The sequence below is a fragment of the Tardiphaga sp. 619_E2_N8_4 genome, from assembly GCF_051810905.1.
GTDB lineage: Bacteria > Pseudomonadota > Alphaproteobacteria > Rhizobiales > Xanthobacteraceae > Tardiphaga > Tardiphaga robiniae.
This window is the reverse complement of sequence record NZ_JBPWQJ010000001.1, coordinates 707,065-724,920: the sequence shown is the minus strand read 5'-3', so window position 1 is coordinate 724,920 and position 17,856 is coordinate 707,065. Positions and strand designations below refer to the sequence as shown.

Sequence of the window (17,856 nt, the reverse complement as noted above, 5' to 3'; positions counted from 1 at the left end):
TGTCTTCACCTTACAACCGGCCGAGGTCATCCATGCCCATCGAAGCCGCCGCGACCAAGTTGAACGCTATCGCCGATCAAAAGGCGGTCGAGTCGCCGTTCTACATTCCGATGACGGGCCCTGCTTCGCGCCCACGACGCGCGCTCAAGCACGACGATACGTTTGTGGTGCTCGACAGTCATGGTGACATTGGCGCGTCCGCGGGTGGGCCGGATGGACTGTTCAACGCCGACACGCGTTATCTCGCGCGGCTCGAACTGGCGCTGAACGATGTTCAGCCGCTGTTGCTCGGCTCGAATCTGCGCGATGACAACTCGTCGCTGACCGTCGATCTGACCAATCCGGATATCTATCGCAACGGCCGCCTCGTGCTGCAGAAAGATATGCTGCACATCGTGCGCACCTTCTTCCTGTGGCGCGGTGCGGCTTATCAGCGGATCGGCCTGCAGAATCACGGCGAACACCGCGCCAGTTTCGATCTGACGCTCACATTCGACAATGACTTTGCCGATCTGTTCGAAGTGCGCGGCGAAAAACGCAAGCATCGTGGCATCGCCACGAGCCGCCTGGTCGGGCCCAGTGACGTTGCGCTGGAATATACCGGCCTCGACGGCAAGCCGCTCAGCACGATGGTGCATTTCGATCCGCGCCCGACGCGGCTGGCGGCCAATACCGCGACCTACCACTTCGAGCTGAATCCGCAGCAAACGACGTCACTGTTCGTTGCTGTCAGTTGCAATGCCGAGGTCGGCCACAAGCCTGTACCGTTCTTTCGTGGGCTGCTCGCGCACCGCCGCGAGATGCGCAATTTCAGCAAGGGTGCGGCGACGGTCGAGACCTCGAATGATATTTTCAACGAGGTGCTTTGCCAGGCGATGGCCGATCTCAGTATCCTGATGACGAATACGCCGCAGGGGCGATATCCCTATGCCGGTATTCCCTGGTACTCCACGACATTCGGTCGCGATGGCCTGATCACGGCGCTGCAACTGTTGTGGATCGATCCGCGCGTAGCGCGCGGCGTGCTGAAACGGCTTGCGGCATTTCAGGCGAAGTCGGTCGATCCGCTTGCGGATGCCGAGCCCGGCAAGATCCTGCACGAAATGCGCGGCGGCGAGATGGCTGCCCTGCGTGAGGTGCCGTTCGCGCAATATTACGGCAGCGTCGACTCCACGCCGCTCTTTGTGATGCTCGCAGGAATGTATGTCGAGCGCACCGGCGATGATGAAACCCTGCGCGAGCTGTGGCCGGCCGTTGAGGCGGCCCTCGGATGGATCGATGGTCCGGGCGATCCCGACAGGGATGGCTTTGTCGAATATCAGCGCGCGACCGAACAAGGATTGCAGAACCAGGGTTGGAAAGATTCGTATGACGCCATCTTTCATGCCGATGGAAAGCTCGCTGAGGGCAATATCGCACTGGCGGAGGTGCAAGGCTATGTCTTCGCCGCCAAGCATCTGGCGTCGCGTCTCGCATTGCGCATAGGCCTACCCGACAAGGCCCGGCAGCTCGAGGCCGAAGCGGAGCAACTTGCTGCGCGGTTCGAGGAAGCTTTCTGGTGCGAGGAACTCGGCACCTATGCGCTTGCGCTCGACGGCAAGAAGATGCCTTGCGCGGTTCGCGCCTCCAATGCGGGCCAGTTGCTGTTCACAGGCATCGTCCGTGAAGACCGTGCGCGCATGGTCGCCGCCGACCTGATGCGTCCGCATTTTTTCACCGGCTGGGGCATTCGTACCATTGCGCGCGGCGAGGCGCGCTACAATCCCATGTCCTATCATGACGGCTCGATCTGGCCGCACGACAATGCGCTGATCACACTCGGTCTAGCGCGCTATGGCCTGAAGCATTCGGTCGAGGCTGTATTCAAGGGCCTGTTCGACACCGCGGCCTATATGGACTTGCGACGATTGCCGGAATTGTTCTGCGGCTTCCAGCGCGAAAAACGCCGTGGCCCGACCTTGTATCCGGTGGCTTGCGCGCCGCAGGCCTGGGCCAGCGCAACGCCGTATACCCTGCTCGAGGCAGCGCTAGGAATCGAATTCGATGTCGCGCGCGGGGAAATTCGTTTCCGCGATCCGCGGCTGCCCGCTTTCCTGCAATACGTCATTTTGCGCGATCTTCAGCTCGGCGAATCCAGCGTCGATCTCTGCCTGCGCAAACACGAGAACGATGTGTCGCTGGAAGTGTTGCGAACCCGCGGTCAGATCCAGGTATCGATCGTATTGACGCATTGACGCGTCGCCTGGCGCTGGGGTCGTGCCCATCAGCGAAACGCGTGAGTGAGGGAGTTTCCATGCCTGCAATTCGCATCGTTGCCGGATTGGCTGTAGCGTTGGCGTTGAACGCCGTGGCCGTGTGCCAGGCGGCGGATGCGCCTGTGCCTCCGCCCGCGTCGTCAGAGAAATCCACCCCTGAAGCGCAGCCGTCCGTGCCGCCGCCAGCACCGGATGCGGCTGCGGTGCAGCCGGCAGCGCCACCGGTCGTGTCCACGCCTCCTGCGCCTGTCGCCAAGCCGCCATCGGTTACGGTGATCGACGCTTTCGATGCCAAAGGCATTCTCGGCCGCGACGTGCGCAGTCCCGCAAGCGAGAATATGGGACGTATCGCAGACGTGATCGTCGATCGCGCGGGGCAGGTGCGCGGCGCGGTCATCGACTTCGGCGGATTCCTCGGGGTCGGCTCGCGCAAGATCGTGGTCGATTGGGGTGCGCTGCATTTCTGGAACGTGGCCGACAAGACCGCCAGCATCACGCTCGATCTTACACGCGAGCAGGTGCGTGCTGCGCCGGAATACAAGGACGACCAGCCCATCGTCGTGCTCGGCGCGTCCGGCACACTGACGCCGCTGAGGTTTCCGCCTCTCACCATGCAGGAGCGCTAATTGGCGGTTCACGCGACCACACGTGCAGCCGATCTCTCCCGCCGCGACGATGTCGCCGCGGTGCCCGAGGTCGCCTGTGCGCCGGGGATTGCGCCGGAGTCCGAGCTGGGCCCGCAGGAGCCGCAGCGGAGTCCTGAGCCATCGAAGCAGAGCCTGCGCGGGCTCGACTGGTTCATCTTCTTTCTCGCCGATGTGCAAACCGGATTCGGTCCGTTCGTTGCGGTCTATCTCACCACACAGAAATGGACCCAGGTCGAGATCGGCTTCGTGCTGTCGATCGGGGGCATCGTCGCGCTGCTCGGCCAAATTCCGGGTGGCGCGATAATCGATGCGGCGCGCTCGACGCGGCTGGTCGCCGGCGCCGCGGTCGCAACGATCGGCGGCTGTGCGCTAGCCTATGCAGCGCTGCCGGTGTTTCCCGTCATTGTCGCGGCAGCGACGTTGCATGCGATGGCGAGCTGTGTGCTCGGCCCTGCGATCGCCGCTATCAGCCTCGGGCTGGTCGGGCCGCTGCGGATCGGTGAACGGTTGGGGCGCAATGCGCGCTTCGCCTCGCTCGGCAATGGCGTCGCTGCCGCCGTCATGGGCACTTGCGGCTATCTGCTGTCGAGCCGGTCGGTCTTTATCGTCACCTTCCTGCTGGCGCTGCCGGTGCTCTACGCGCTGTCGCGGATTCGGCCTCAGGAGATCAACTCCGCACAGGCGCATGGCGCCAGCACCAAAGAGGCCGAGAGCAATAAGCCGATCCGCTTCCGCGATCTGGTGCGCCAGAAGCCGCTGTTGATTTTCGCCTGCGCTGTGCTGCTGCTGCAGCTCGCCAATGCCGCGATGCTGCCGTTGATGGCGGGCGTCGTCACGACGCGCTCGGCCGACTGGGCACCGGCGCTGATCGCCTTCTGCATCGTGGTACCGCAGGCCATCGTCGCGGCGACCTCGCCGACGGTGGGCCGAAAGGCGCAGCAATGGGGCCGCCGGCCACTGCTGCTGATCGCCTTCGCCGCGCTCGTGATCCGCGGATTGCTGTTCGCCGTAGTCACCGATCCGTTTGCACTGGTCGCCGTGCAGGTCTTCGACGGCGTCACTGCTGCCGTGTTCAGCGTGATGATCCCGCTGATCGTCGCCGACATCGCCTTTGGCAGCGGTCGCTTCAGTCTCGCGCAAGGCATTGTCGGCACAGCCACCGGCATCGGCGCGTCACTCAGCACGGTCACCGCCGGCTTCGTCGCCGACAAGCTCGGCGCGCCGGTTGCCTTTGTCGGCCTGGCCTGCGTGGCCGGGCTTGGTCTGTTGCTGATCTGGCTGGTGATGCCGGAAACCCGCCGCGACCACGGCGAGGTTGAGAGCGGACCTTAGGGCGCGACGCTCTCGCCGAGGAAGTTGACCGCCGCCGTGACACCGCCCTTGCCGTGCGGAATGCCGAGCGCCTGCAGTCCCATCTCGATCACGCCGAGCGTTCCGAGAATCATGGGCGCGTTGACATGGCCCATATGGGCGATGCGGAATGCTTTTCCGTGCAGGTCGCCGATGCCGACACCGAGAATGACGCCGCATTTGTCGCGGCAGTAATCGAGCAGCGGCGTCGGGTCGTCCATCCGCACCGTCGTGACCGTGTTGCCGCGTTCTTTCGGCTCGATGATATTGAAGCTCAGCACGCCGCCATCGGCCCATACGGCAACGGCACGGCGCACGGCTTCCGCCAGCAATCGATGGCGCTGGAACACGTTGACCAGCGTCTCGTCGAACAGCATGTCAATGGCCTGACGCTGCGCGAACATCAGGTGCACCGGCGCGGTGCCCGAATGTTTCCGGTAGTGCTCGTCGCCGTCGCGCTCGGTCCAATCCCAATAGGGTGTGCGCAGATTGGCAGTTTTGTGCACTTCGCGCGCGCGGTCATTGGCGGCGACATAGCCGAGGCCGGGCGGTGTCATCAGGCCTTTCTGCGAGCCGGACATGGCGACATCGATGCCCCATGCATCCATCTCGAACGGCATGCAGCCGAGCGAAGCCACGGTGTCGACCATGAACAATGCGGGATGACCGGCGGCCTTGATCGCCTTGCCGATGGCTTCAATGTCGTTGAACGCGCCTGACGCCGTGTCGATCTGCACTGCAAGCACAGCCTTGATCTCGTGCCTGGCGTCTTGTCGCAACGTTGCTTCAACCTCGGCAGGACGAATGGCGCGATTCCAGTCGCCCTTCAGGCTCTGCACGTCGACGCCCATGGCGCGCGCAGCATGCCCCCAGCCGACCGCGAAACGCCCGCTTTCCAGCACCAGAATCTTGTCGCCGCGCGACAGCACATTGGTGAGCGTCGCTTCCCAGGCACCATGCCCGTTGGCGATGTACATATAGGTATTGCCTTTAGTGGCGAACAACGTGCCGATATCGCGCAGCAGCCCGAATGTGAGCTGCACCATTTCCTTGGAGTAGATATCCAGCGGCGGACGATGCATCGCCCGCAATACTTCGTCTGGCATCGTGGTGGGGCCGGGGATGGCGAGAAATTCACGACCTGCACGAACGACCATTTTCAATCCTTGTTGGTATTTTCGGCCATGGTGCCATGGCGCAGCGCGAAATCAAAGCGCGTGTGAGGTGGTTTGAATTTGACTGCTTAGTGAGTCAGCGCATCACGCCCGATCACATTCGCGATGGCCTGGAAGATCTGGTCCTTGATCTCGGTCGCCGCCGGGCTCGGGATCGTCTCGGGAGGGCCGTCGTGTTTGGCGCAGGCCACCACCAGCCGCAGGATCCAGACTTCGCCATCGGTGTAGTACAGGTCGCCGCCGCCATTGTGGCCGGCGACGGTTGGCCCGATTCCTGTGACCTGATATTTGGCCTCAACCATGCCGGCCTTTTCGATGTCGCCTGCGAGCACCGCGCGCTCCGCGTCGATATCGGCAGCGATATGATGCGTGATCGCGCCGGTGTATTTGCTGATCCCGACGCTGCGATCGAAAGTCGCGTCGCCGAGCCAGACCGGGCGATCTTCCTGTCCCTTGTCGAGGACCTTCCAGAGCCGGATGTGGTGGCGATGATCAGCGCTGTTGCCGACCGGCTTCTCGAAAGCGAGATCCTCGCGGCGGCCGAGATAAACCAGCGGGCTCACCGGTGCTTCGCGATAGGGTCGGTCGAGCAAGACGCTGCCGACAATCTCGAGGGATGAGCGCAAGGTTACGGGATCCGCGGGATACCAGCCGGCAGCATGCATCGCGCACAGCACGTCCTTCTTGTCGCCGATCAGGCCGACATTGATGGGATCGCCCGGGATGCCCTGCGCGGTCATGGTCGTCATCGGCAGGCCGGCGAGGCTCTTCTGGTGCTCGTAATGGGTCCAGAGTTCCGGGAGCAACAGATAGGCGATGCCGCCATAGATGACCAAAGCGAGCAACGTCAGCCGCGCCGCCCGGAATGTCCGGCTGCGGCGTTGTTTTTGCGCAATGACATCCGTCTGCAGGTCAGCCACGGTTCCGCTCGATCGAATCTGAGCGGGGAACCTGCCACGTCAGCGCCACGATGTCATCGTCGGGTCTCGCGGCAGCCGGCGGCTTCGGCCTCTTCTTTAGAGCAAAACCAGCGTGTTCCCTTGCTGATCCGCATGCTGATCTTGGCATACCAGCGGCTTTCGGGCGTGTGGTAGATGCAGACGCCGGCCCGGTTGACGTTGCCCTTGATCCGGCAAGTTGGAGACGGCGCCACGTGGCCGGATGCCGAGGCCAGCAGGATCGGCAAGGCATCCTCCGGAGGCTTGATCGAGCCGAGAATGGTGGTTTTCTTGTTGCGTACGCGCCAGTCCCAGGGCGCAAAGAACGCGCCCGCCCAAAGTCCCGCCTTGGCGTCACGTGCGGCTTTCTCGTCGGCATCATAGGCATGCGAGAAGCGCACATAGGAGAGCGCCCAGCCGCTCTTCACCATCCATTGGCTGATGTCCTCGCCGTCCACCTCGCATTTGGCGACCGAGCGACCGAACCGATCGGTCCGTAGTACGTGGCAGGTCCAGCTCTTGTCGCCGACATGTTCAACAAGCGCTTCATGCGCTGCGACACCGCAGGTCCAGCGCTCGCCGGCGGCATTCAGGCACAACTGATCGAGGCCGGGCGAGTCCATGCCGGCGAGCCGGATGCGGGTCGCGCCAATGGTCATCTGGTCGCCATCACGAATCTTCGGCACCCCGGTCACGTCGGCGGCCTGTGCCAGTGCGGGAATGCAAAGCATCGCGACAAAAAGAGAGAAGGTGCGGAACATGCGCATCGAACCGTTTGATTGCAAAATCATGACGACAATCCGGAGACAGTGCGGGCATTTCGCCGTGCATGCCAGCGCGGTCGCTCCTTCATACCTTCAACTTCGCGCGATGACCTATGCGGCGTGGCCGTTCATCATTCTCCGCCGCGCCAGTGCGAGACCCATCAGCACGAAGGCTGAGGTTACTTCGGGACCGCCGACGAGAATCCGTGTCGGCGTTTTCATCTTGTTCCATTCATAGGCCTTGAACGGACCCTTGCGGCCGCCTTCGCCTGTTGCCGTGATGATGCAGCGCAGCGCGGGTGCGAAATGCGCGAGCTCGCCGCCGAGATGTCCCAGCGCGATCAGCGCGAGTGCCGCATCGAACGCGTTCATTTCCCGCGCAATCAACTCGCCCTGTACATAAGCGAGCACACGCAGGCGGATGAAGTCGAACGTGCCGTCGGTATCGATGGCCTGTTGTGTCTCGGCCGGCAATTCACGGAAAGCCGCATAGCAGCGGCCGAAATAGGCGCTGTAGAGCTCCGGCAGATAGTAGATGTGCGATTTCGGATCGGCGAACGCGCCGGATGCCACAAGGCGGCGCTGGAAGCCGATGATCCGCTGCATCGTTTCCAGACGTGTCGGTGTTTCCATCACCTTCCAGCGGACGAGATTCCGGAACGAGACTTCGAGCACGTCGAGATTGAGTGTCGGATCGAGATCGTTGCCGTAGGGCCGCTCGCCCGCGAGATTGTCGATCCATGTGACGATGGCGCCGTCATAGTCGATATGGTCGTTGAGCGGCACGGTGACCATCGGTTCGTTGCTGCCGTTGCCGACCTGATAGCCGGCATAGAAGTCGAGCAAAGGCTGATCGAGGATCGGGTCGGTCGAACCGGCCTGCGTGGCGGCAGAGAAGGAGCAGGCGGTGGTGTCGCAGTCCGGTACATAGATGCCGAAACCGAGATCCTGCTTGATCTGCGCGAACAGCCGGCTGAAGCGCGGATGCGGCGGCGGCGCCAGCGCGGTGATCACATTCACGCTCGTCCCGTCATGCGAGCGGACTTCCTCGCGGCTGGTGACCAGGCAGAATTCAACCATCGCATCGATGGCGCGGTGCGAGGATGTCGTCTGGTCCGGCGACGGCAGTCCGGTTTCGCCGAAGCTGAGCAGCGCCTCGGTGAAGAACGCGTCGTAATAGGCAGAGCGATGCCGGATCTGCACCGGCTCCCACATGGGTTCGGCAATTCCGGTCCATGGCGGATTGATGAGTTTTGCCGCCGGCGAGCGAGCGATGAAGATGCGCGCGAGGGTGAACAGCAGCGTCGAATTCTTGTAGCCGCGCGAATTCAGGCCCGTCAGGGCCATCAGGAAATCGCGGCCATGCATGTCGGGATCGCCGATCAGGTTGAATGCCGCGTAAGTAGGAATGAAGCCGTTGCGGTCGAACGAGCGCAGCAGATGCGTGCCGCAGGCCTTGATGACATCGTCGATCTCGCCCAGCGACGGTGCCTGCGCTGATGCCGTCACCGGCTTCGGCTCTGGATGGCTCAATGCGACCGTGTCGAGCAGCTCGGCGATGGGCTGGCCGATGGCTTCCCAATCGGGGCTCGCGTCGTCGCGCGCCGCTCTCAGGGCCTGCTGTATGGCTTTGAACCGGGCGGGGTCACGCAACTCGGGCAGGCCGGCGCGACAGAGCAATGGACGGAGCGCAGGATTGCCGAGCGCAGTTTTGTAGAACTTGACGATATGGGCGTCGCCGCCGGTGTGCTTGTGGAATAGGGGGTCGCAGAGGTCGTAAAGCGACGGGCCGACCTTGCTCGCTGTCAGCGCGCGGTATGCGGCGCCGGCAAAATAAGTCACACCCATGAGGTTTCTTTCAGTGCCGCCCCCTGCGCACGCCTCGAAAACCGCCCGCCGCTGCTGCGGCGCAATCGCCTCCCGACACCTGCAAGCCTTTGAAAAATTGCACGAATCGGTCGAGATTACAATTGCGTGAAGCGCAAGCCCGTTCAAGACCTTAGCCTGGTCAGTCAGTAACCCTGTCTTAAATCCCGGCCTTTACCGGTTGCCCGGGTGGGCTCGACGGGTTAACAACCAGTTTGCTGCGATGCCGCAAATTGAGCGCATTTAATACTCATTGGTTTGGCATCCCTTCAAACCTATTTCGACGTTCGCGCGACCCACGGTTGCGCCTGAACGATGAGCAGGAATGACGTTATGAACGTACGGCAGTTTCGCGTATCCCGTCGCTCGATCACTGTGGCCGCAGCACTTGTCGGCCTGGTGTCGCTGGTGCTTGGCGCCAATGCCGCGCTGAACAAGCGCTCGCTGGAAGCTGCACAGGCCGAGACGGTGACCGGGACGATCAATCCCGTGACGAAGGCGTCGCGCATCGCGCTGGTGATCGGTAACGGTCATTACCCCGACGCCGGCGCGCCGCTGAGCCAGCCGATTAATGATGCACGTGCCATGACGAGCGCACTCCGCCGCGACGGTTTCGACGTCGATGTGGTGGAAGACGCGACCCGCGATGACATGACACGCGCTGTCGAGCGCCTGAAGGCCAAGATCAAGCCTGAAACCGTCGTGATGCTGTATTTCGGTGGCTATGGCGTTCAGGTTGGCCGCCAGAGCTACATGATCCCGGTCGATGCTGCGATCTGGAAAGAGCGTGACATCCGTCGCGATGGCATGAGCGTCGAGTCCGTTCTCGATATCATGAAGGAGCAGGGTGCCCAGGCCAAACTGGTCGTGCTGGATGCGTCCCGCCGCAATCCCTATGAGCGTCGCTTCCGCGGTTACTCCCGTGGTCTCGCGCCGATCGATGTTCCTGAGAATGCGCTGATCCTGACCTCGGCGACGCCGGGCAAGGTTGCCGACGATGTGGATGGTCAGAACAGCCTGCTCGCAACCGAATTGCTGAAGAACATGAAGGCCAAGCCGGCGAGTGCCGAGTCCGTCTTCACCAACACCCGCGTTGCGGTTACCCGCGCGACCGCCGGTGAGCAGGTTCCTGCCGTGTCGTCGTCGCTCGTTGAGGACATCCTGCTCGGCGACAGCGCAACGGCCAAAGCCGGCAGCTAAGCTTTCCCGTTACGATTACTTTGCAGCGTCCGCGTTAGCCATCACCGGACGAACCGGATCGCCCTCGCGCAACAAGGCGCCCGCGCGCGCGACAATCACATCGCCATCGCTCAAACCTTCGCGTACCTCCACGCGTCCGCCTGACATCAGCCCGATCTCGACGCGGCGCGTCTCGATGCGCTGCCGCCGGACCACTTGCACGACGGTCCCGCCGGCACTGTAGAGAACGGCGGTCAATGGCACTGCGACGCCGCAGCTTTCGCCTGTTTTGATGATGGCACGCGCGTAGGAATTGCTCATCAGCCGCCGGGCCGAGGTGATCGAGACCACGACCTGGCCGAGCTGGCTGTTGGGCTCCACGGTGGAGGCGACGCGTTTCACTTTACCGTCCAGCTCTCCAGCGCCGATCACCTTGACCTTGACCGGCTGATCGACTTTCAGCTTCGGCAGGTCGCGCGTCGGTACCTGGCCGATGAATTCGAATTCGCTCCGCGCGATGATGCTGAAAAGAGCCTCGCCCTTGGCCGATGCGAGTGATCCGACAACGGCGGAAGAGGCGCTGACCAATCCTGCGACCGTGGCCTGAACTTGAAGCGATCCGCCTTCCGGTGGCGTCAGGCGTGCGAGGATCTGGCCCGCAGTGACGTTCTCGCCGGCATCGACCATGACCTCTGCGACCTTGAGGCCCGGGCGATCCGGACGGATCGAGACTTCCTCGCGCGGGATCAGGATGCCGGAGACTTCGACCGTTGCTGAGAAGCAGGACTTCGCGGCGGTCAGCACGGTCACTGCTGCACCCTTCGGGGCGTCAGCAGGATCGTCGGCGGCCAGAGCCGGCTGCGTGAACACGCATAGCGACAACGCGACCAGCGATCTGGCCCATGTGGTGGTTCGCTTGGAAGAGGCGACGGACAGGGTCATTGCATTTGCCTATTTGTGCGGGACGGCGGGTGGTTGACCGTTTTGCGGGTCTTCCTCGCCGCTCGACACCAGCAGCTTGCGCCCGAAGCGCCATGCCAATTGTCCGACATCGTCCATCATCATGAACATCGCCGGCACGAACAGCAGCGACAGCGCCGTCGAGAAGATCAGCCCGCCAATGATAGCAAGCGCCATCGGCGAGCGGAACTCGCCCCCGGCGCCGAAGGCCAGTGCGGACGGCATCATGCCAGCGACCATGGCAACGGTGGTCATCACGATCGGTCGCGCGCGCTTCATGCCGGCATCGATGATCGCGACCTCTCGCGGCTTGCCTTCGCGAATGGCTTCCACTGCAAATTCCACCAGCATGATGGCGTTCTTGGTCACGATGCCCATCAGCATCAGGATGCCGATCCAGACAGGCGTCGTCAGTTGCTTGCCCGTCAGGAGCAGCGCCAGGATCGCGCCGCCGATCGAGAGCGGCAGCGAGAACAGGATGGTGATCGGCTGCAGGAACGTGCCGAACAGCAGCACCAGCACCGCATAGACCATCATCAGGCCTGCCGAGATCGCGGTGGCGAAACCATCCGCGAGTTCGTTCAGGCTTTCGGCGTCGCCGGACTGCTTGACGCTGACATTCTTCGGCAGGCTCTTCATGACCGGCAGTTCGTAGATCTTCTTCAGGGCATCGCCGAGTGCGGCGGTGCCGACGAGATCTGCGGCCACGGTGGCCTGCCGTTCCCTGTCGTAGCGGTTGATGCTGGTCGGTCCCTGGTCGAGCTTGATGTCGGCAACGACGGAGAGCGGCACACCGCCGCGGCCGCCGCCAAGCGGTACCCGCAATTGTTCGAGGATCTGGAAGTCTGCGCGTGCCGTGTCTTCGAGCTGCACGCGGATCGGCACCAGGCGATCGCCGGCATCGAATTTCGCCAGAGCCGGGCCGACGTCGCCGATGGTGGCGACGCGGATGGTTTCCGACAGGCTCTCGGTGGAGACGCCGAGCCGTGCCGCGAGATCGGCACGCGGCTGCACCCGCAGCTCAGGACGATCCAGCGAGGTTTCCGAGATCACGTTGGAGATCAGCGGAATGCGCTTCATCTGCGTCGCCAGTTCGCTGGCGACATTGGCGACGATGTTGCTGTCGGTGCCGGTCACCACCAGCGAGATGGCGCGTAGTCCGTTTTCGTCGAGGAACCAGTAGCGAATATCCGGAACGCTTTCGAGTTCCTTGCTGATATCGAGTTCGAGCAGGCGCTGTGTACGTGCGCTGTCGCGTTCGCTCTTTGGGGTGTAGTTGATGATCAGAGCTGCGCGCCGCACTTCATAGGTGCCGGGCGGAACGTGACCGCCATCGACGAACACGCTCTTCACCTCAGGTCGCTTGCGGAGCCGCGCGACGATGTCTTCGGTGACCTTTTCGGTGTAAGCGAGCTGCGATCCCGGTGGCAATTCCATCGCCATGAGCGAACGCGCCGTGTCCTGGGCCGGCAGGAAGCCCTGGGGTAGCAGCTGGATGCTCCAGATCGACAGTGCGAAGACGGCGAGACCGAACAGAACCGTCACGTAGTAGCGCTTCACCGATAGGGTCACGAGCTTGTTGTAGGCTTGCAGCAGGCGTCCCGGCGGTGGATCGTCGTGCTTGTGATCCTTGAGGAAGTAGGCTGCCAGCACAGGCGTGACGAAGCGCGCCGCCAGCAGCGAGAAGAACACCTGCACCGAGACGGTGATGCCGAACTGCTTGAAGAATTGTCCGGCGATGCCCGACATGAAGCTCGCCGGCGCAAAGATCGCGATAATGGTCAGGCTGATGGCGATCACAGCGAGGCCGATTTCGTCGGCCGCTTCCAGCGCGGCGCGATAAGGCGATTTGCCCATGCGCATATGCCGCACGATGTTTTCGATCTCGACAATGGCGTCATCGACGAGAATGCCCGTGGATAGCGTGATGGCGAGGAAGCTCACGAGGTTGAGCGAGAAGCCGAGCAGGTCCATCGCCCAGAAGGCCGGGAAGATCGACAGCGGCAGCGAGATCGCGGCGATGACCGTCGCGCGCAGATCGCGCAGGAAGAAAAACACCACGATGACGGCAAGCGCTGCGCCTTCGAACAGCGTCGAGATTGCAGCTTCGTAATTGCCCTTGGTGAAGTCGACCGACGTATCGATCAGTCTCAGATCGACGTCGGGATAGGACGCCTTCAGCGCATCGATACGTTTCTGCACGGCCGCGGCGACAACCACGTCGCTGGCGCCCTTGGATCGCTTGATGCCCAGCGCCACCACGGGCTCGCCGTTAAAGCGCGCAAAGGTGCGGCGGTCGGCGATGGTGTCGGTGACCGTCCCGAGATCTTCGAGCCGCACTTCGCCGCCAGAGGGCAGGCTGATCATGGTGCCGGCGAGTTCATTCAGCGTCTTCGCGCCCGCCAGCGTCCGGATCGCCTGATCGTTCTTGCCGATTTCGGCGCGGCCGCCCGCGAGGTCCACATTGGTGCCGCGTAGGCGCCTGGAGACATCGACAGCGGTAAGGCCTGCGGCCTGCAAGCGATCGGGATCGAGCGAGACCAGAATCTCACGCTCGACGCCGCCAATGCGCTCGACCTGGGCGACGTTGCGCACGCCCTGCAGCGCGCGCTTGACCACGTCGTCGACGAACCACGACAGTTGTTCCGGCGTCTTGCCCGGCGAGATCGCCGCATAGGTGACGATCGGCAGGCCGATGACGTCGACGCGCTGGATCAGTGGTTCATTGACATTCTGAGGGAGGTTGGCGCGCACGCGCGTTACGGCGTCTTTGACGTCGTTCAGCGCGCGGTCGGTGTTGGTTTCCAGCGCGAATTGCACGGTCGTGACCGACAGGCCGTCAGTGATCGACGACGAGATGTGGCGGACGCCTTCGACGCCGGAGACACCGTCTTCGATGGTCTTGGTGACCTGCGCTTCAAGTTCCGCGGGCGCCGCGCCGAATTGCGAGACAGCGACCGAGATCACCGGAATGTCTGCGCTCGGTAGCCGCGTGATCGCCAGCTTGGTGAAGCTGATCCAGCCGAGTACCAGAAGAATGATCGAGAAGACAATGGACGGAAGCGGATGGCGGATCGACCATGCCGAGATATTCATTGCCATTAACGCACCCGCGATCGATCGAGGTCATCGGCGAACATGGTCTGGACCTTGTCGCCGTCATGGAGTGATGTGCCGGCATCGGCGACGACGATGTCGCCCACCTCGACGCCTTCAAGAATTTCCGTCGACGTATCGGACACCAGCCCGACTTTTACCCGTCGGGTCTCGATGGTGTTGCCCTTCACGAGCTGCACCATGAAGTGTTCGATCGCCGAGCGCGGGATCGCGACGCCGCAGCTGCGCTTGGCGTCGATGCTGGCGCGGGCGAAGACACCGACCTTGAGCGACGGATTGCTGGCCAGCGACAGCCGGACATGGCCGAGCTGTGTCACGCGGTCGATCTGTGGCGACACCAGCCGCACCTTGCCGAAAATATCGGGCTGATCGTCTCGGCTGATCCGCGCCGTGACGCCGGGGTTGAGCTTGAGGATATGAATGCTCGGCACTTCCGCATCGAGCTCGAGTTCGTTGTTGATGGCGATCCTGAACATCGGCCCGGCCTGCGGCGAGGCCGGCGCGCCGACGATGGTGTTCACGGAGGTAATCAGACCTGCCGCGGGGGCGCGCAGCGTCACAGGATTCGGGCGTGCATTGCCTGCTGTCGGCGGCGGTATCAGCCGGGCCAGTTCCTGGTTCTCGGTGACGCTGTCGCCTTCGCGGACCAGCACTTCGGAGACCTTTGAACCTTCGGTCTCGACGCCGACAACGGCCTCGCGGCGCGGAACCACGAATCCAGTGACCCGCACGAGATCGGAGAAGCAGGCATTGGTGGCCTTGGCGACGATCACCATGGCGCCATTCGGCGAGGCGGAGCCGGCAGGTGCGGGTTCAGCGGCGAAGCCGATAGAGGTGGTTGCGACCATGGTGGCCGCCAGCGACAGACATGCGAGAGAGGGGGAGAAGCAGGCAAAAGCCTTCATTGCGAGATCGATCCACTTGGTATTACGGAGCACCAGGGGCATTCGATCGGTGCGGCGGCAGGTCGGGGCAATCTATACAGGATATCCGCGATCACCACAGCAAACAGCGTCCCGCGTGGCGCGGAACGCTGTGGTGCGGCAATCCGCAGCAAGCTCAGAGGTACCACCGAGCTCTATTGGGATGCGGTGGTCTTGTTCGCCATATTCACCACCTGAACGCGGCGGTTCGACGGATCGGTCGGCGCAACGCCGGCCTTCGGCTTGCCCTTGCCATAGCCGACGGTGACGAGGTCGGCGCCGGCGATGCCGTATTTGTCCGTCAGATAGCGCTTGATGGCGTCGGCGCGGCGCTCGGACAGGTCCTGGTTATATTCTTCGCCGCCGACCGCGTCGGTATGGCCGGCGACCACGAAGGTCGCGCCCTTGAGGTCTTCGCTGCTCAGCGCCTTGCCGAGGGCCTGCACCGAGGACAGCGACTTCTTGCTGATATTCGCCGAATTGTAGTCGAAGGTAATTTCCAGATCGATGGCCGGCTTGGTCTGGGCGACGGCGGCGATCTGCTCGCGCTCGCCGATCGACAGCGACCGCGTGCTGCGATTGCGAAGGGAATCGACGAACTTGCCTTCGGCGGCATTGACGGCCGGCTCGGCCGGCGGCGTCATCGACAGACCGCGGGTCAGCGGCTTCTTTGGTGCCAGCGCGCGCAGGATCTGGTCGGAGGTCACTTCCTCAGCCGCTGCGGCGATGCCTGCGGTCAGCGACAGGGCGACGCCGATCATGGCGATCGTGCGAAGTGCCTTGAAGCCAGGGCGTGCGGATGTGTTCGACATGGGTGCATCCTTCATTTCGTCGCGCGAAACGCGCTTGAATCAAATCCAGCAAATTCTGGTGCCGGATCGCTTCAGGATGGCTTCCGGCTTGCCATCAATAGTGTCCGCTCGCGCGCCGCAGGTTCAAACCGGGCTTGCGACTTTCCTACGAAATCCTGGTGACCTCTGGGGATCATCGGCTGGCGTGCTATCGCGCGCTGTCCTATCGAACGCCGTTCTATCGAACGCCGTAGCTGGCAAATTCCTTGACGATGTCCGGGTCCATGGCTTTGGCATTGGTGATGTCGAGATCGCCTTCAGCCGTCTGGCCAAGGCGATGTTTGGCCAGACCGCGGCCATAGAGCGATGAGGTCAGCTGCGGATTGATCTTCAGCGCAGCGTCGAAATCCGCAATGGCGTTCTTGCTCTGGCCGTTCTTGAGGTTCACCAGGCCGCGGCTGTCCAGCGCATCGACAAAATTCGGGCGCAGGCGCAAGGCCTCGTTGCAGTCCTTGAGCGCGGCGGCGAGGTCGCCGGTCACGGTGCGCGCCCAGCAACGATTGTTGTAGGCCTCGACATCCTTGGGATTCAGTTTGATCGTGGCGTCGAAATCCTTGATGGCCGCGGAATAGGCGCCTTTGCTGGCATAGACTTGGCCACGGCGATACAGCGCGCCGGCGTCTTCCGGATTGTCGGTCAGCTTGACATTCAGCGATTTGACGGTCGGATCCTCCGCCAGCGCCAGCAGGATCTTGTTTTCGTCACGTGGGGCTTCGGCGGCGACGGCGGGAGCAGGAGTCGGTGCCGCGGCCGGCGCAGGCGCTGCTGCCGGAGCGGTCGGCGTGGGCGTAACAGGTGCTGGTGCTGCAGGTGCCGCGACGACTTCCGGCTTGGCCACAGCAGAGGGGCGCGGTGTCGCAGCCGGCGCTGGATCGGCCGGTTTGGCTTCCGCGACAGCGGCCGAGGCCGGGCGCGTTCCCGCTATGAAAGAGAAATCCTCCGCCAGCGACGAGGAAATCCACGGCACCTGCTCGCTGCGCGACGCGCGGGTGACGTTGACACGGGTTCGGTTCAGCGTCTGCTCGGCGGTGAGATCGGGAACCCGGATTTCCTTGAGTAGCTCACTGACGAACAACCCGTGATCGCCGCCGCCATCGCTGACCACGGAGCTGAGTGCCGCCGAATACATCACCAGCGTGCCGCTCGGTGCGATCACCGGAGCGAGTCCGGCGGAGAAGCTGCGGAACCGGCGTTCGAACGGATTGCGACGAGATGCGTCCAAAAGCGCGATCTTGACGCCGGCGCCGCGGCCGTTGATCTCGCCCAGCACGGTCTCAAGGCTGAAGCCGTCGCGGCGCACGTCGGGCTCGGTCCAGATCTGGGCATCGACCGGGATCATGTAACTCTGCCGCGCGGACTGGATGCCGAAGCCGCTGAAGAACACCAGGGCGACCGAGCCGGGCTTCACCTTGCCGTAGAATTTGTCGAGCGCCCGGCGCATGCCGTCGCCGCCGAGATTTTCCCCGGTATCGACCTCAAATCCGTCACGCTTCAATTCGGCAGCGACGTCGCGGGCGTCGTTGATAGGCTCCTTGAGCGGAGCTTCGGCGTCCGGATATTTCGCATTGCCGATCACCAGTGCGATCCGGTGGGTCCGATCTTCCGCGGCGGAGGTCTGCCAGATGGGCGTGGCGGCAAACGTCAGGAGAGCGATCAGAGCAATGCGCATTTTCATAATGAAACCGGTCCACACTTGAGGGCGCTGTCCAAGCTGCGGCTTGCGCCGCAAGCGACACTAATCCACGCCATTCGCATTATCAAACCGGCGTGATCGCGGCTGTCAACGTGCTGTGTGGGCGCCAGCTATCGCATCAATTCACCACGCGTCTGG

Annotated in this window: 13 protein-coding genes; 4 read left to right on the top strand and 9 right to left on the bottom strand. The window is 63.0% G+C overall.

The genetic code is table 11. The features are described from left to right. The first annotated feature begins 32 nt into the window (after positions 1-32). The 3 genes from AB8A23_RS03405 (at position 33) to AB8A23_RS03395 (ending at position 4,234) form a co-directional block, all read left to right on the top strand. Positions 33-2,234, top strand: a complete 2,202-nt coding sequence (locus AB8A23_RS03405) for an amylo-alpha-1,6-glucosidase (RefSeq protein ID WP_439056880.1) — start codon at positions 33-35, stop codon at positions 2,232-2,234. Positions 2,235-2,293: 59 nt separating this feature from the next. Further along, the gene (locus tag AB8A23_RS03400; protein WP_439056881.1) at positions 2,294-2,881 is read left to right on the top strand and encodes a PRC-barrel domain-containing protein; all 588 of its coding nucleotides are present in this window, start codon (positions 2,294-2,296) and stop codon (positions 2,879-2,881) included. Positions 2,882-2,968: 87 nt separating this feature from the next. Further along, complete coding sequence (locus tag AB8A23_RS03395) at positions 2,969-4,234, top strand: MFS transporter (RefSeq protein ID WP_439060415.1); 1,266 nt, start codon at positions 2,969-2,971, stop codon at positions 4,232-4,234. On the opposite strand, the gene AB8A23_RS03390 is transcribed toward AB8A23_RS03395, so the two are convergent. The 4 genes from AB8A23_RS03390 to AB8A23_RS03375 form a co-directional block, all read right to left on the bottom strand. Further along, the gene (locus tag AB8A23_RS03390; RefSeq protein ID WP_439056882.1) at positions 4,231-5,409 is read right to left on the bottom strand and encodes a pyridoxal-phosphate-dependent aminotransferase family protein; all 1,179 of its coding nucleotides are present in this window, start codon (positions 5,407-5,409) and stop codon (positions 4,231-4,233) included. The genes AB8A23_RS03395 and AB8A23_RS03390 overlap by 4 nt on opposite strands. 86 nt (positions 5,410-5,495) lie before the next feature. Next, on the bottom strand, positions 5,496-6,347 hold the full coding sequence (locus tag AB8A23_RS03385; protein WP_439056883.1) for an LssY C-terminal domain-containing protein: 852 nt from the start codon (positions 6,345-6,347) through the stop codon (positions 5,496-5,498). Between the two features lie 53 nt (positions 6,348-6,400). Next, positions 6,401-7,126, bottom strand: coding sequence for a thermonuclease family protein (locus tag AB8A23_RS03380; protein WP_439060416.1), 726 nt, complete (start codon positions 7,124-7,126; stop codon positions 6,401-6,403). Positions 7,127-7,240: 114 nt separating this feature from the next. Continuing rightward, positions 7,241-8,977: a hypothetical protein gene (locus tag AB8A23_RS03375; protein WP_439056884.1), complete on the bottom strand. Its 1,737-nt coding sequence runs from the start codon at positions 8,975-8,977 to the stop codon at positions 7,241-7,243. 351 nt (positions 8,978-9,328) lie between these two features. Here AB8A23_RS03375 and AB8A23_RS03370 point away from each other — a divergent pair, with 351 nt between their 5' ends. Next, positions 9,329-10,195, top strand: a complete 867-nt coding sequence (locus tag AB8A23_RS03370; protein ID WP_439056885.1) for a caspase family protein — start codon at positions 9,329-9,331, stop codon at positions 10,193-10,195. A 15-nt stretch (positions 10,196-10,210) separates the two neighbouring features. On the opposite strand, the gene AB8A23_RS03365 is transcribed toward AB8A23_RS03370, so the two are convergent. The 5 genes from AB8A23_RS03365 to AB8A23_RS03345 all read right to left on the bottom strand — a co-directional run bounded on the left by AB8A23_RS03365 (position 10,211) and on the right by AB8A23_RS03345 (position 17,700). Beyond that, a complete protein-coding gene (locus tag AB8A23_RS03365) occupies positions 10,211-11,116 on the bottom strand; it encodes an efflux RND transporter periplasmic adaptor subunit (RefSeq protein ID WP_439056886.1) in 906 nt (301 codons plus the stop codon). 9 nt (positions 11,117-11,125) lie between these two features. Beyond that, the gene (locus tag AB8A23_RS03360) at positions 11,126-14,236 is read right to left on the bottom strand and encodes an efflux RND transporter permease subunit (protein ID WP_439056887.1); all 3,111 of its coding nucleotides are present in this window, start codon (positions 14,234-14,236) and stop codon (positions 11,126-11,128) included. Continuing rightward, complete coding sequence (locus AB8A23_RS03355) at positions 14,236-15,099, bottom strand: efflux RND transporter periplasmic adaptor subunit (RefSeq protein WP_120288117.1); 864 nt, start codon at positions 15,097-15,099, stop codon at positions 14,236-14,238. Before AB8A23_RS03355 ends, AB8A23_RS03360 begins: the two co-directional genes overlap by 1 nt. A 230-nt stretch (positions 15,100-15,329) precedes the next feature. Then, positions 15,330-15,986: an OmpA family protein gene (locus AB8A23_RS03350; protein ID WP_439056888.1), complete on the bottom strand. Its 657-nt coding sequence runs from the start codon at positions 15,984-15,986 to the stop codon at positions 15,330-15,332. A gap of 217 nt (positions 15,987-16,203) precedes the next feature. Then, positions 16,204-17,700: a caspase family protein gene (locus AB8A23_RS03345; RefSeq protein WP_439056889.1), complete on the bottom strand. Its 1,497-nt coding sequence runs from the start codon at positions 17,698-17,700 to the stop codon at positions 16,204-16,206. Between the last annotated feature and the right edge of the window lie 156 nt (positions 17,701-17,856).

Bases quoted from the DNA above. Each gene is read 5' to 3' on its own strand.
- AB8A23_RS03360 (WP_439056887.1), bottom strand. From the start codon at position 14,236: ATGGCAATGAATATCTCGGCATGGTCGATCCGCCATCCGCTTCCGTCC.
- AB8A23_RS03375 (WP_439056884.1), bottom strand. From the start codon at position 8,977: ATGGGTGTGACTTATTTTGCCGGCGCCGCATACCGCGCGCTGACAGCG.
- AB8A23_RS03365 (WP_439056886.1), bottom strand. From the start codon at position 11,116: ATGACCCTGTCCGTCGCCTCTTCCAAGCGAACCACCACATGGGCCAGA.
- AB8A23_RS03380 (WP_439060416.1), bottom strand. From the start codon at position 7,126: ATGTTCCGCACCTTCTCTCTTTTTGTCGCGATGCTTTGCATTCCCGCA.
- AB8A23_RS03370 (WP_439056885.1), top strand. From the start codon at position 9,329: ATGAACGTACGGCAGTTTCGCGTATCCCGTCGCTCGATCACTGTGGCC.
- AB8A23_RS03355 (WP_120288117.1), bottom strand. From the start codon at position 15,099: ATGGTCGCAACCACCTCTATCGGCTTCGCCGCTGAACCCGCACCTGCC.
- AB8A23_RS03390 (WP_439056882.1), bottom strand. From the start codon at position 5,409: ATGGTCGTTCGTGCAGGTCGTGAATTTCTCGCCATCCCCGGCCCCACC.
- AB8A23_RS03400 (WP_439056881.1), top strand. From the start codon at position 2,294: ATGCCTGCAATTCGCATCGTTGCCGGATTGGCTGTAGCGTTGGCGTTG.
- AB8A23_RS03350 (WP_439056888.1), bottom strand. From the start codon at position 15,986: ATGTCGAACACATCCGCACGCCCTGGCTTCAAGGCACTTCGCACGATC.
- AB8A23_RS03405 (WP_439056880.1), top strand. From the start codon at position 33: ATGCCCATCGAAGCCGCCGCGACCAAGTTGAACGCTATCGCCGATCAA.
- AB8A23_RS03345 (WP_439056889.1), bottom strand. From the start codon at position 17,700: ATGAAAATGCGCATTGCTCTGATCGCTCTCCTGACGTTTGCCGCCACG.